A 16258-nucleotide genomic window follows, 5' to 3' on the forward strand; every position below is an offset into this window, starting at 1 on the left:
CAAGCACTGGACGTGCGCCTGGTCGACGCCGCTGGCAACACCTCGGCGCCGCTGCAATTCGACGCTCCGGATATCACTGCACCTGCCGCCGTCACCAACCTGGCGGTAGGGCCGGACGGGCTGCAATTGGCCGGCCGTGGCGAAGCCGGGGCCACGGTGCAAGTGCGCGATGCCGATGGCAACCTGCTGGGCAGTGCAGTGGTCACTGCCAATGGCACCTTCATCGTTGACCTGGCCCCCGCTGTGGCACCGGGCGCGCAACTGAGCGTGGTGCAGACCGATGCTGCCGGCAATGCATCGCCCGCCGTAGACTACGATGTGCCCCTGACCGGCGTCCCAACCAGCCCAACCGACCTGAATATCGCAGCCGATGGCACCAGCATCAGTGGCAGCGCCCAGCCCGGCACGCGGGTGGAGGTGCGTGGCGCCGACGGCACGTTGCTAGGCAGCGTGGTGGTAGGGGCCGAAGGCACCTTCACCGTGCCGCTGAACCCGGCGCAAGCCAACGGCCAGCTGCTGGACGTCACCGCCGTCGACAGCCTCGGCACATCGTCGCTGCCCACGCAGATCGGCGCACCCGACATCACCGCCCCCACAGCGCCAAGCGAGCTTGAGGTCAGCGCAGACGGCACCCTCGTCACCGGCCGGGCCGAGCCTGGCAGCACCGTGCGGGTTCTGGCTGCTGACGGCACCACCGTGCTGGGTTCCGCCCTGGTGGGCCCGACCGGTGTATTCAGCATCAGCCTCGCGCCCCCGCAGGTGGACGGCGAGTCTTTACAGGTCACGGCTACCGATGCGGCTGGCAATGCCTCTGCGGCCAGCACCGTCACTGCGCCGGACATCGACGGCGGCACCGATACCACTCCACCACAACCTGCCAGCGACCTGGCCATCAGCGGCGACGGCCGCCTGGTATCGGGCCGTGGCGAAGTGGGCGCGACGGTCAAAGTGCTGGATGACCAAGGCCAGGTGATCGGCACCGGTAGCGTTCAGGCCGATGGCACGTTCAATGTGGTACTGACCGCACCTGTCACCGACGGCTCGTCCCTGCAGATCACCCTTACCGATGCGGCTGGCAACGTGTCGACGCCAACTCCACTGACCTCTCCAGACTTGCAGGCCCCAGCACAGCCCACGGGCCTGAGCCTAAGCGATGCGGTCACATTGACCGGCAGCGGTGAAGCGGGTACGCGGGTAGAGGTGCGTGATGCCAGCGGTAATCTGATCGGAACCGGCATCGTCGCCGCCAATGGCAGCTTCAGTGTGACCCTAGATGCCCCGCAGGCCAACGGTGAGCAACTGTCCATAACGCTTACCGATGCGACGGGCAACCGCTCGATCCCGTTGGCCTACACCGCGCCCGACACAACCCCACCCGCGCAGATCACCGACGTTACGCTAGGCGCTGGCAGCCTGGCGGTTTCCGGCCGCGGCGAGCCGGGTGCAACGGTCGAGATTCGCGATGGCGCAGGTGCGTTGCTTGGAAGTGGCGTTGTCGGCGCCAACGGCACCTTCGTGGTCAATCTGGACGCGGCACTGACTGCCGGCCAGTCCATCGAGCTGGTACAGACCGATACGGCAGGCAATCCGTCTACCGCCGTAAACGTGATCGTGCCAGCCACCCCCCTGCCGGACAGCCCCACCGGGCTGGCAGTCAGCGCCGACGGCACCACGCTCAGCGGTAACGCACCTGCTGGCACGCAGGTGCAGGTGCGCGATGGCAACGGGAATGTGCTTGGCAGCGTGCAAGTTGGCAACGACGGCACCTTCACCCTCACCCTCGACCCGGCGCAGGCCAATGGCGAGCTGCTTGATGTGGTGGCTGTCGATGCCGGCGGCAACAGTTCACTGCCGACTCAAATCAGCGCTCCGGATATTACCCCCCCCAACGAGGCCACCGATCTGCAAGTCAGCGCCGACGGCGTGACGCTGACGGGCCGGGGCGAACCTGGCGTCACGGTACAGGTCACCAATGCCCAAGGCACGCTGCTGGGCACCGCCGTGATAGGCGCCAACGGCCAGTTCGCGGTGACACTGGACCCGGCGCAGAACGACGGCCAACAGCTGGATGTCGCCCTGCGCGACGGTGCCGGCAACACTTCCACTGCGACGGTAACCGCACCTGACTTGGACGGCCCGCTGCAACCCTCTGGCCTGGCGATCGACATCACCGGCCTACACCTGACCGGTACGGGCCAGGCCGGCTCGCTGGTCACAGTGCGCGCTGCCGATGGTACGGTGCTCGGTACAGCCACGGTGGGTGCCGACGGCCGCTTCGACGTAACCCTTGGCCAGCCACAACTAAATGGCCAGAGCCTGACCGTGGAAGCCACCGACAGCCTGGGCAACAGTGCAGGGCCGGTCGGTTTCATCGCGCCTGACAGCACCCCACCACAAGTGGTCGGTACGCCGAGTGTCGATGGCGCCGGCGCTACTGTCAGCGGTACTGGCGAAGCCGGCGCCACGGTCACCGTGCGCGGCCCCAATGGCGCGGTGCTGGGCAGCGCCGTGGTGGGCAACGACGGTAATTTCCAAGTCACCCTCGCACCCCCTCAGACCAACGGCCAGGCATTGACCGTTGAACAACGCGACCCTGCCGGCAACGTTTCGCCTTCGGTGGGCTTGAATGCACCCGATACTACCGCGCCTGCCATCACCACCGGCCTTACATTGTCCGCCAATGGCGCGCAATTGACCGGTTTCGGCGAGCCTGGTGCGCAGGTGCGAGTAACCGGCACTGGGGGTGCTGTGCTGGGCAATGCTACGGTGCAGGCCGATGGTAGCTTCAGCGTCACCCTCACCCCAGCGCAGCTCAATGGTCAGACCCTGACCGTCATCCAAACCGATGGCGGCGGCAACCCCTCCCCTGCCAACACCCTGATCGCCAGTGACTTGCAAGCACCTGAGGCAGCGCAAGGGCTTGCGTTGAGCGCCGATGGCACGCTGCTTACTGGCCAAGGTGAGCCTGGCGCGACCGTGCAAGTGCGCGACACTGCCGGGCAGTTGCTTGGCAGCGGCGTCGTGGGGCAGAACGGTAGTTTCAGCGTGACCCTCTCGCCCGCGCAAATCAGCGGCGAAACGGTGTCGGTGGTGTTGACAGACGCCGCTGGCAACGCCTCGCCGTCGGTGCCCTTCACGGCTGACGATAGCAGTGGCCCGGCGGTGCCTGGCGGGGTACAAGTGAATGCCGATGGCACCTTGGTGACAGGCACAGGTCAGGCCGGCGCAACGGTTGAAGTGCGCAACGCCGCAGGTGACCTGCTGGGCAGTGTCGTGGTGCCTGCCAGTGGCACATTCAGCGTGTCGCTGACCCCAGCTCAGCTCGATGGCCAGACACTCGACGTCGTGCAAATCAATGACCAGGGCACAGCATCGGCCGCTGCCCAGGCCATCGCACCCGATCTGACCCCACCGCAACTGCCGACAGACCTTGCCATTACCCCTGATGGCCTGGCCCTGACCGGCAATGCACCCGGTGCGGCGTCGGTCACCGTGCTCAGCCCCAGTGGTGTAGAAACCACCGTAGCGGTCAACCCTGACGGCAGTTTCAGCGTGCCATTGGCCACAGCCCTGCTCAACGGCGAGACGGTGACCGTGGTGGTCACTGATGCTGCTGGCAATAGCACCGCGCCGACCCCGGTGATCGCTGCCGACACCACCCCCCCTGCTGCGGCTTCGGACATTGCTGTCAGCCCGGATGGCGGCACGATCAGTGGTAGCGCTGAGCCCGGCACCACGGTTATCGTGCGCGACGGCAACACCCAGCTGGGCACTGCCACGGTTGGGCCCGATGGCACCTTCGCAGTTCAGGTCGACCCACCGTTGGCCACTGGCGACAGCGTGCAACTGGTGGTGCAAGACGGCGGCAACAATGAAACCGCAGTCACCGTCAACGGCCCGGACGGTACCGAACTGGCCGCGCCGAGCAACCTTGCGCTGAGCGCTGATGGTTTCCTGCTGACTGGTGAGGGTACGGTCGGCTCGCTGATCACCGTCACTTCTGGCGGCACCACGCTCGGCACCGGCACGGTCGGCAGCGATGGGATCTTCCGCATCTTCTTCGCCAATGCCCAGCTCAATGCGCAAGTGCTGAGCGTCAGTGCGCGGGCTTCAGCCGGTGGCGCACCTTCGGTACCCGCTACGCTGCAGGCACCGGACACCACGGCGCCCGATGCGCCTACTCAGGTTGCCATCAACCGCAGCGGCACCACCCTCAGCGGCCGCGGCGAAGTGGGTGCGACCGTCAGCGTCACAGACGCCAACGGCGCCGTCGTCGGCTCTGGCACAGTCGGTAGCAATGGCCTGTTCAACATCACCCTGACGCCTGCGCAAAGCAATGCGCAAAACCTCACCATCACCCAAGCCGATGCGGCCGGCAATGTATCGTTGGCGGCCACCTTGCAGGCGCCTGACCTGCAGGCACCGGATGCTGCGAGCGGCCTGAGCCTCAACAGCGCGGCCACTGTGGTCAGCGGCCAAGGTGAAGCTGGCGCCACCGTAACCGTGCGTGATGCCAGCGGCGTCATCCTGGCTACCGGCACGGTGAACCAGAGCGGGCAGTTCCAGATCACCTTGCCCAGCGCCCAGACCACTGGCAGCCCTCTGCAGGTGACCCTGGCTGATGCTGCCGGCAACGTGTCCAGCCCCGCCAGCCTGGCGACCCCTGACCGCACGCCGCCGGCGGCCGTCACCAATTCGCTGCTCAGTGCCGATGGCCGGCAGTTGTCTGGCAGTGGTGAGGTCGGCGCCACCGTGCAGGTGCGCAATGCCGCCGGCACCTTGTTGGGCACCGCCACCGTGGGGGCCGATGGGCGTTTCACGGTGATCTTCGACACACCGCAGAACAGCGGCCAGGCAATTGGCGTCAGCCAAGTGGACGCAGCTGGCAATGTCTCACCAGCCGTCAGCCTGACCACACCGGACCTCACCGCACCAAGCCCATTGACCAATGTGGTGCTCAACAACAATGGCCTCACCCTGACCGGGCTGGGCGAAGCCGGGGCCACCGTCACCGTGCGCGGCGCCGATGGCACTATCGTCGGTACCGGGGTAGTAAGCGCCAACGGCAGCTTCACTCTCGACCTGGACACTGCTCAGCTCAACGCCCAGCGATTGAGCATCACCCAGACCGACGCAGGCAACAATACTTCGGCCGCTGTCAACATCATTGCCCCCGACTTCACGCCGCCAGCCGCACCCAGCGACCTTGCGCTGTCCAGCAGCGGCCTGCAGTTAAGCGGTAGTGCAGAGGCAGGCAGCACGGTCACCGTGCGCGATGCATCGGGTGCGGTGCTCGGCACCGCTGTGGCTGCCGCCAACGGCACCTTCCAGGTGACCCTGAACAGCGCCCAGACCAACGGCCAGGCCCTGCAGGTCACCGCTACCGATGCGGCGGGCAATGTCTCGCCAGCAGCGCCCTACACCGCCGCCGATACCACGCCGCCCGCAGCGGTTGCCAACTTGGCGGTATCGGCGGATGGCACGACCTTGACCGGTACCGGCGAGGCCGGTGCCACGGTGACCGTCCGCGCTGCCGATGGCACTGCGCTGGGCAATGCCATCGTCGCGGCCAACGGCCAGTTCAGCGTCACCCTGAGCCCTGCCGCCAACACGGGCGCGGTGCTCAGTGTGGTGCAGACAGATGCCGCACTCAACGCCTCACCCGAACAGCAAGTCACGGCACCCGGCGCTGCAGCGCCAGCGTCGCCCAGCAACCTGGTGCTGTCGGCCGATGGCCTGACCATCACCGGCACCGCCACGCCTGGCATCATGGTCAAGGTCTACGGGCCCAATGGGGTGCTACTGGGCATGGCCCCGGTTGGTAACGACGGTAGTTTCACCGTGGCCCTTGGCTCAGCCCAGGCCAACGGTGAAGTGCTGCAAGTGAGCGCCATCGGCAGCGATGGCACCAGCTCCCTGCCTACACTGCTGCAGGCGCCTGATACCACCGCACCGCAGCCTTTGACCAACCTGATGCTGTCCAGTGATGGGCTGGTGGTCACGGGCCGTGGTGAGGCTGGCGCTACAGTCACCATCACCGGCGCAGGCGGCGCCAGCCTTGGCAGCGCCATCGTCGATGCCAGCGGCAATTTCAGCGTCACACTGGCTGCTGCGCAGATCAATGGCCAACAACTCAGTGCCGCGCAAACCGATGCTGCAGGCAACGAGTCCAATAGTGTGAGCCTCACCGCGCCCGACCGGGTGGCACCCGATGCGCCGGCCAATCTGGCCTTCGCTGGGGGTGGTAGCCTGCTCAACGGCACCGGCGAGGCCAACGCCAACATCAAGGTGCTGGCTGCCGATGGCAGCGTGATCGGTACCGGTGTAGTAGCTGCCAACGGCACATTCCAAGTCACCCTCACCCCCTCCCAAGCCAATGGCCAGCAGGTTCAGGTGGTGCTGACCGATGCCGCAGGCAACCAGTCGGCGCCCACTGCCATCACGGCACCTGACACCACCGCGCCAACACCACCCACCGAGCTTGCGATTTCCAGCGACGGCGTGACCATCACTGGCCGCGGTGAAGCTGGGGCAACGGTGACCGTTACCAATGCCGGTGGCCAGCAGGTGGGTACGACTACCGTCGACGCCAGTGGCAACTTCACCGTCACCCTGAACCCGGCCCTGAGCAACGCCGAGGTCCTGAGCTTCACCCAGACCGACGCAGCCGGGAACGTGTCGGCCGCAGCCACCTTGACCACGCCGGACTTCACCCCGCCCGACCAGCTCACCAATGTGCTGATCAATGCCGATGGCAGCGTGGTGACAGGCGCGGGCGAACCAGGCGCCACGGTCACCGTGACCAATGCCGCCGGTGTTGTGCTGGGCACCACGACAGTGCTTGCCGATGGCAGCTTCCGCGTTGAACTGACCCCAGCGCAGATCAACCTGCAGGTGCTGTCGGTGCAGCAGGCTGATCCACCCGGCAACATCAGCGAACCGGTGACGGTCACCGCACCAGACCTCACCCCACCGGCCGCGGCCACCGCGTTGCAGCTCAATGCCGCTGGCGACCAGCTTGGCGGTGTCGGCGAAGCGGGCGCGACGGTACGCGTGTTCGTTGGCAACGTGCAAATTGGCACCGCCACGGTAGCTGCCAACGGCACCTTCCTGGTCAACCTCGACACCCCGCAATTGAATGGGCAATTACTGCAGGTCACGCTGCAGGACAACGCCAACAACATCTCGGCGATCAGTAGCCTCACCGCTGCCGACGTCACGCCACCTGCCACGGTCGTCGCTTCGCTCAACCCAAGCGGCACCCAGATCAGCGGCACCGGTGAGGTCGGTGCGCAGGTCACTGTGATCAACAACCTGGGCAACCTCATCGGCCAGGGCGTCATCGCCGTCGACGGCACCTTCGTGATTACCCTGACCACCGCGCAGGTCAACGGCCAGCAGTTGACCGTCATTGCCCAGGACCCTACTGGCAACCCGTCGCTGCCGCTGCTACTGAACGCCCCAGACCTGACCCCGCCGGTACAGCCGGGCAGCCTGAACGTGACCGGCAACGGCACATTGCTCAGCGGCACGGGTGAGGTAGGCAGCGTTATCACTGTGCGCAACCCAGCCGGCACGGTGGTCGGCACCGTGACGGTGCCCGATGGCGGCAATTTCGTCGTCACGCTGAGCCCCGCTCAGAACAACGGGCAGTTGCTCACCGTAACCTCCACCGACGCCGCTGGTAACGTCTCGCTGCCTGGCACCTACCAAACCGCCGATACCTCGCCGCCAGCCATCGTCACCAACTTGGCCATCAACCCCGACTACAACGTGCTCACCGGGCGTGGCGAAGCGGGTGCCACTGTAACCGTAAGCTTCGGTGGCCAAGAGATCGGCACCGGCCAGGTCGACAGTGCTGGCAACTTCTCGGTCAGCCTGTCACCAACGCCTGGCTCGTCGGCGATCCTGACCGTGACCCAGGCCGACGCCGCCAATAACATTTCGCCAGTGGCCAGCTATACCACCCCGCTGGTTCCACCGGCCGAGCCTCCAGTCAGTGCAGTATTGGCCGCCGATGGCCTGACGCTGACAGGTGTAGCAACTGCGGCCGCGGCGATCCGTGTCTACGATGCTGATGGCAACCTGATCGGTAGCGGTTTGGCCAATCCAGTCACCGGCGCTTTCACCGTCACGCTCGACAGTGCCCAACTCAACGGGCAACACCTGTCGGTGACGGCGGTGTCGGCGCTAGGCGGCGAATCGCAGCCAGTGTTCGTCACGGCTGCGGATGTCACCCCACCGGCCAACCCCGTGGTCACTGCACTGTCGGCCAATGGCCTGCTGCTGACCGGTACCGGGGAAGCAGGTGCCACCGTCACCGTGCGTGATGCCGGGGGGGCCGTGCTTGGGACGGGGCTGGTCAACGGCGCAGGGGTGTTCGCCATCAACCTCAGCAGCGCCCAGCTCAACGGCCAGGTGCTGAGCCTGAGCCAAGCCGATGCTGCGCTCAACGTATCCGCCACCACTACCTTCACCGCACCCGACACCCAGGCACCGCTGGCGCCAACCAGCCTTGCGATCAGCGCGAACGGCACCGTGCTCACCGGCATCGGCGAACCCGGTGCCACCGTCACGGTGCTAAGCCTGACGGGCGGTTCGCTAGGCACCGCGGTGGTGCAGGCCAACGGCACCTTCAGCGTAACCCTCAACACCGCGCAAAACGACGGCCAGGCCCTGGTAGTGCGCCAGGCAGATGCCGCCGGCAACCTTTCGGCCTGGGCTGCTATCACGGCACCTGATACCACACCGCCCACCGCTCCTGTGGCCACGATCAACGCCAATGGCACCTTGATCAGCGGCTCGGGCCAGGCCGGCAGCACGGTGACGGTGCGCAATAGTGCAGGCACTGTGCTCGGCACTGCCACGGTCGGCACCAACGGGCTGTTCGTGGTCAGCCTCAGCGCTGCGCAAATCGACAACCAGGCGCTGACCGTCACCCTGACCGATGCCGCAGGCAATGTGTCCAGCGGCACCGCGCTCACCGCTCCTGATCTCACACCGCCCGCCCTGCCCGGCAGCCTGGTGATCAGCGCCGACGGCACGACCTTGACCGGCACCGGCGAGGTGGGCGCCACGGTCACCGTACGCAACGCCAGCGGCACGGTACTGCAGACTGCCACCGTGCAGCCAAATGGCAGCTTCACCGTTACCCTGAGCCCCGCGCAGGACAACGGCCAGATCCTCTCTGTGACACTGACCGACCCGCGTAACAACGTATCCGGCGCAGCAATCGTCACAGCGCCTGACCTGGATGCGAACCTGCCACTGGTCGCCAGCGACAACCTGGCCACGGCGAATGTGACGCTCTCGCCCGTAACCACCTCGCAAACCTTCAACGACAGCTTCACAACGCTGCTGTCAGGGTTCAGCAAGACCTTCACCTGGACGGTGGGCGCCGGTACCACTGCCGACCCCACCTTGCTGCTGTCAACCAACAGCGTGCTGGCCCTGCTGAACAACGCCAACTTCACCTTGCAGGTCAAGGACGCCAGCGGTGCATGGGTGACAATCGCTACCGGCAATACTCAGGGCCTGCTGGACCTGATCGTGCTGCCGATAGGGCTGCAGGTAGACATCGGCGTGCTAAAAGCCGGTGACTATCGCCTGACCGTAGCCAGCGGCGGCATAGGCTTGGTCACCAACGTCGCCACCACGCTGGAAGTCGATATCACCAGCCTCACCCAGTTCACCGGCAGCGGTACTGCAACCTCGGGCAACGTCATCACCGATCCGGGTACTACCGGCGTCATCGACTCGCTGGGGCCAGACAACGCCGCCGTACTGCAGGTGCTCAAAAACGGCAGCTTCGTTGCCGCCGCCAGTGGCGCAGGCACCACGGTGCAAGGCCTGTACGGCAGCCTGGTGATTCATGCCGACGGTAGCTACACCTACACCCCCAACGGCACCCCCGCCAGCGTGGGCAAGGTCGACGTATTCAGCTACCAGCTCGTGCATCCGAACGGCCAGGCCGCTGCGGCCAGCCTCTATGTGCGCATCGACAGCCCACAGGCCACTGAGGTCTGGAGCGACACCAACCTTGGCGCGCCAGCCACCGTGGTGGACGCCGTCAACGACATCGATAGCACCAACATCACCCTGGCCAACCGGGTCGACACCAGCAGCACAACCCTAGGCACGCTCAGCCTGCCGGTAATCGGCGCACGCCAGGCCACCTACACCACCACCGTAGCCGCCGACACCAGCGCCGACCTGCAAGTGGTGATCAACTCGGCCAACCTGCTGACCTTGCTGGGCAGTACCACCATCGCGTTGTACAAACTCAACACCAGCACTGGCCAGTATGCTCTTGTGCAATCGGTACCTGGCAGTTCGCTGCTGACCCTGTTGGGTGGTGGCGCCGGTTATACCTTTAGTGGGCAAACGGCCGGCAGCTACCAGGTACGCGTGAACTCCAGCGGTATCGGTTTGCTCAGTTCGATTACCACCAGCCTCAATGCCACCACCACGCACCTCACCGAGTTCGTGGTCAGCAACTACACCGCGGTGAGCGGTAACCTGATCACCGACGCAGCGGGGGCAGACACGCTTGGGTCGAGCCTTACCGTGCTAAGCATTCTGACCGCAGCCAACACCTTCACCGTACCTGGCTACAACGGCGTGAGCGTGGTGGGCACCTACGGCACGCTGCTGGTACAAGCCGATGGCAGCTATACCTACACCCTCAAAAGCGGGCTGACCTCAGCGGTGATCGGCCAGCATGACACCTTCACCTACGAGCTGACCCACCCCAACGGCACCACCGACACGGCCACCCTGACCGTCAACCTGGACAATGCTGCCGGCCTGACCACCTTCTCGGCACTGGCGGCCGATACCAGCGATGACAATGCGGTGGTTGCAAGCCTCGCGGCGGCCTCTGGTGAAGTGATCGCCGGCACCGACGGCGATGACCACTTGGTGGGCAGCCAGGGTGGCCACATCACCCTGGAAGGCGGCGCCGGCAACGATACCCTCGAAGTGGTCGACCAGAACTTCGCCAGCGTCGACGGCGGCACCGGTACCGACACCCTGTTGTGGGGCGGTGGCGATGCCAGCATCGACCTGGCAAACCTGGCCGATCGTATCCACAACATCGAGGTCATCGACCTCAACGACACCAGCGCGGTGGCGCTGACCCTGAACCTGGCGGACGTAGTAGCCATCACCGAAGCCAGCAACGACACGCTGATCATCAAGGGGGACGGGCAAGACTCAGTGCACATGACGGACAACTGGACCTTGGTTGCAAACCAGACCGTCGATGGCATCGACTATAACCAATACACGGCCCAGGAAGATCCGAGCCATCACCTGTGGGTGCAGAACAGCATCCATGTCGTCTGAGGCCGCTGCAAACCGCCGGGCACATGCCCGGCGACAAGGACGAACAGCAGTAAGGGAATTTCGTGAAGCGAAGCAGTCCGCTGTCACCGCTGTGGCTAGGAGCCCTCGGGCTCCTGGCGTTGAATCTGAACCCGGTTGCCCAGGCAGCCGATGACATAGACCCCAGACTGCGTACCATCGGGCCGTCGCTGATGCGTGACGCGCCCGATGCCGTGCCGGCTCGCCCACCGACCGGGCAGGCCAGCGCCCAAGGTGACCGCCTGGGCCTGGCTGAAGCGGTACTCACTGCCGCCCAGTGGCACCCCAGCATCGCCCAGGCCATTGGCAACCTTTACAAGCAAGGCGAAGGCATCAACGTGGCTCGCGCAGGATACTACCCGCAAATTTCTGGGGGCCTGCGCACCGGCTATGACACCGGCTACGGCGGCGACCGCAGCAGCCAGGCGGTGAACCTGTCGTTGAAGCAAATGCTGTACGACTTCGGCAAGGTCGACCATGCCGTCAGCGCCGCCCAGGCTGCGGCCAATCGCGCCCAGGCCAACATCCTGCTGGTGATCGACGACCTTGCCCGCGACACCGCCTACGCCTGGATCGAAACCCGCCGTTACGAGCAACTGATGCAGATCGCCCGCGATCAGATTCGCGGCGTGGGAGACATCGCCGGCATGGCCCGGCAACGCAGCGACATGGGCGCCAGCACGCGTTCCGATGTGGTCCAGGCCGAATCCAGGGTGGAGGGCGCCCGCGCTACCCTCGAAGAGTACCAAGCCCAATACCAACGCTGGCGCTCCACCCTGGCCGAACTGCTTGGGCGGGTGGCGCCGCCAGCCTTGGCCGAAGCGCCGCCACCTGAACTGAACCAGGCGTGCAAGCGCAGCAATGGCAGTAGCGACCGGTTGCCCGCCGTGCTGATGGCCCTGGCCCTGCGTGCCCAATCCCAGGCCGAACTGGCCCAAGCCAAGGCCGAGGCCTACCCCACGCTGTCGCTGCAGCCGCAGGTCAATCACTACCTGGATAACGACTACAACCGCGACAACCGAAGCCTGGACCGCACTCAGGCAGGCATCTACCTGAATGTCGAAGTGCCCATCTATCAAGGTGGCGCCGTCAGCGCGCGCAGCCGCGCCGCCGGCCATGCCCTGAGCGCCGCCGACTCGGCCGAGGACGCCGCACGCCTGCAAGCCCGCCGAGGCCTTGCCGAAGCCATGGCACAGACTACAGGCCTGGGCCGGCGGCTCGACGCACTGCAATCACGCCAGTCCAGCATTCAGGAAGCCCGCCAACTGTATGGCCGGCAGTACCTGGACTTGGGCACCAGGCCCCTGCTCGACCTGCTCAATGCCGAGCAGGAGATCTACCAGTCCCGCTTCGAACTCGCCGGCACCCGCTCCGACCTGCTGCGCCTGGATGTCGACTGCCTGTACAACACCGGCGCCCTGCGTTCGGCCTTTGGGCTGGAAGGGCGCAACCTGCAAGGGGTGGAAATCGAGCCATGAACGATCCTGTGAAATTGACCCAATCCGGTCAGCAGCAGCCTGTGGAGCAGATGCAGGAACAGCGCCCCGATCTGAGCCCCTGGCTGGAAGTGATGCTGCAGGTCGCGCACCATTACCGTCTCGACGTCTCGCCCCAGCGCATCCGCCTGGCTGCGGTCGAAGATGCACGCCCGCTGGATGAAATTCTGCGGCACATGGCACGCCAGGCCGGCCTGACCTTGCGCTTCGTGCGTTACGACGCCAAGGCCCTGCGCCAGTGGCGCACGCCATTGGTGCTGGAACTGGACGATGGTCAACTGGCCACGGTAGAGGCCGTGACCGAAGACAACGAGCTGGCAGTGGTGTTTGCCGGCGACCAGCGCCTGACCTCGCGCTTGCCCCGTGACGCCCTGGAGGGGCGTATCAACCGCGTGGCGCTGATGCGCCCGGCGCGGCCCCTGCGTGATGTGCGCACTGACGACTACACCGCCCCGTACGACCACCACTGGTTCGCCCGCATCGTGCTGCGCGACCTGCGCCCCTATAGCCAGGTGATGGTCGCCTCGCTGGTGGCCAACGTGATGGCGCTGGCCGGCGTACTGTTTTCGATGCAGGTGTACGACCGGGTGATTCCCGCCGAGTCGCTGCCCACCTTGTACGTACTGTTCGGCGGCGTGGTGCTGGCGTTGGTGTTCGACTTCAGCATGCGCCTGCTGCGCCTGAAGGTGACCGACCTGTTGGGCAAACGCGCTGACCTTCGGGTATCGGACTTGGTCTACGGGCATGCGCTGCGCCTGCGCAACTCGGCCAGGCCGAAATCCACCGGCTCGTTCATCTCACAGTTGCGCGAGCTGGAGTCGATCCGCGACTTGATCACCTCCAGCACGGCAACCGCGTTGGCAGACTTGCCGTTCTTCCTACTGTTCCTGTTCGTGTTCTGGCTGATTGGCGGGGTACTGGTGTTCATCCCGCTGGTGGCACTTCTGGCCATGGTCGTCCCCGGCCTGCTGGCACAGAAGCGGCTGGCGGCCCTGGCCAATGCGTCGATGCGCGAATCCTCGCTGCGCAACGCCATGCTGGTGGAAAGCGTGCAGGGCCTGGACGAGATCAAAGCCTTGCAGGCCGAAGCCCGTTTCGAGCGGCAGTGGAACCAATACAACGCTGCCTGCGCGCACACCAATTTGCGCCTGCGCACATTGACCAACGGCTTGGTCACCTGGACCCAGAACGTCCAAGGTGCAGTGTTTGCGGTAGTGATCGTGATCGGCGCGCCGATGGTGATTGCAGGGGACCTCACTACCGGTAGCCTGGTGGCCGCCTCGATGCTGTCCTCACGGATGATGGCCCCACTTGCCCAGCTGACCCATGTACTGACCCGCTGGCAACAGGCCAAAGTCGCGCTGGAGGGCCTGGACAAGCTGATGCAGGCACCGGTCGATCACCCCGAGGGCGAAGCCCGCGTCCATTTGCCGGCGATCCGCGGCGAATATCTGCTGCGCCAGGCGCACTTTCGCTACAGCCCAGAGGCACCACCCGTGCTGAGCATCGGCCAGCTGGCCATTCAACCCGGCGAGCGCATTGCAGTGCTGGGGCGCAACGGTGCCGGCAAATCGACCTTGCTGCAGGCCCTAGGCGGCGCCATGGACCTGGCCCAGGGCGAAGTCAGCCTCGATGGCATCGCCATGGACCACCTCGACCCCGCCGACCTGCGCCGCGACGTGGGCCTGCTTGCTCAGTATTCCCGGCTGTTTCACGGCACCCTGCGGGAAAACCTCACCCTCGGCGCCGGCCAGGCCAGCGACCAGGAGCTGGTCGCAGCGCTGGCCGCGACCGGGGCACTGGAGTTCGTAAGGCGCCTGCCCAAGGGGCTCGACCATCTGATCCTCGAAGGCGGCCTGGGGCTCTCCGGCGGCCAACGCCAAGCCCTGGTGCTGTCACGCCTGCTGGTGCGCCAACCGCAGGTGCTGCTGCTCGACGAGCCCACCGCCTCGCTGGACGACACCACCGAACGCAAGTTGCTGGATAACCTCGACCGCTTCTGCCAGGGCCGTACCTTGGTAATCGCAACCCACCGCCTGAGCGTGTTGCAGCGGGTCGAACGCATCATCGTGCTGGACGGTGGGCGTATCGTCATCGACGACAAACGCGAAGCCGCCCTGGCCAAACTGCAAGGAGTGCAGGCATGAGCCAACATGAACTTCCCGCGTCCTACCTCGATGGCCAGGACGAGCAGGCGGTATTGCGCGCTGGCCGCCTCATCACAATTTGCGCGGTGATGCTCGGCGCCTTCCTGGCCTGGGCGGCCTGGTTCGAGGTAACCGAAGTGTCCACCGGCACCGGCAAGGTGATTCCCAGCTCACGGGAGCAGGTGATTCAGTCGTTCGAGGGCGGCATCGTCGCCGAAATGAACGTCGCCGAAGGCGATCTGGTCGAGCGTGGCCAGGTGCTGGCGCAGCTCGACCCGACCAAGACCGCCTCCAGCGTTGGCGAAAGCGAGGCCAAGTACCGCGCAGCACTTGCCAGCGTGGCACGCCTGCGCGCCGAGGTCACCGGCAAACCACTGCGCTTTCCTGCAAGCCTGAAAGACTCGCCCGAACTGATCGACGCCGAAACTGCGCTGTACGAAACCCGTCGAAAAGGCCTGGAGCAGACCCTGGCAGGCATCGAGGATTCGTTGAGGCTGGTGCGCGCCGAACTGAAAATCACCGAGAACCTGGCCAAGATGGGTGCCTCCAGCCGGGTTGAGGTGATCCGCCTGAACCGTCAGCGCTCGGAGCTTGAACTCAAGGCCAACGAAGCGCGCTCCGACTACCTGGTGCGCTCGCGTGAAGAGCTGGCCAAGGCCAGTGCCGAAGCCGACAGCCTGGCGGAGGTGATTCGCGGGCGCAGCGACTCACTGACCCGCCTGACCCTGCGCTCGCCGGTACGCGGCATCGTCAAGGACATCGAGGTCAACACCCTGGGCGGTGTCGTGCAGCCCGGCGGGCAGGTGATGAAAATTGTGCCGATGGACGAGCGGCTGCTGATCGAAACACGCATCGCCCCAAGAGACATTGCCTTCATCCACCCCGACCAGGCAGCCAAGGTCAAGATCACTGCCTACGACTACTCAGTGTATGGCGGCCTGGACGGTAAGGTCGTGGGCATTTCCCCAGACACCCTGCAGGATGAAGTGAAGCCCGAGATCTACTACTACCGAGTGTTCATCCGCACCGAACAGGACAGCCTGACCAACAAGGCCGGCAAGCATTTTGCGATCGTGCCGGGGATGATCGCCACGGTGGATATTCGCACGGGCCAGAAGACCATACTCGATTACCTGGTCAAGCCGCTGAACCGCGCCCGGGAGGCGCTGCGCGAGCGTTGATCGCTGCTTGACGCTGTCGGCATTAAAGAGCCGCTGAATGAAGCCGATAAACCGGCATTCCTAGTTCTTT

General features: G+C 65.4%; 4 protein-coding genes. All 4 read left to right on the plus strand.

The window, feature by feature from the left end:
* A partial coding sequence (locus J5M56_RS20840) for a BapA/Bap/LapF family large adhesin (protein ID WP_243430848.1) occupies positions 1-11346 on the plus strand: 11346 nt, incomplete at its 5' end.
* Between the two features lie 62 nt (positions 11347-11408).
* Complete coding sequence (locus J5M56_RS20845) at positions 11409-12842, plus strand: TolC family outer membrane protein (protein ID WP_186478316.1); 1434 nt, start codon at positions 11409-11411, stop codon at positions 12840-12842.
* Positions 12843-12892: 50 nt separating this feature from the next.
* Entirely contained in the window at positions 12893-15007 is a 2115-nt protein-coding gene (locus J5M56_RS20850; protein ID WP_243430853.1) for a type I secretion system permease/ATPase, read from the plus strand.
* Positions 15004-16188, plus strand: coding sequence for an HlyD family type I secretion periplasmic adaptor subunit (locus J5M56_RS20855; protein WP_060480297.1), 1185 nt, complete (start codon positions 15004-15006; stop codon positions 16186-16188). Before J5M56_RS20850 ends, J5M56_RS20855 begins: the two co-directional genes overlap by 4 nt.
* Positions 16189-16258: the final 70 nt, after the last annotated feature.

It is taken from the genome of Pseudomonas sp. 51_B, assembly GCF_017491595.1.
Taxonomy (GTDB): Bacteria; Pseudomonadota; Gammaproteobacteria; order Pseudomonadales; family Pseudomonadaceae; genus Aquipseudomonas; species Aquipseudomonas promysalinigenes.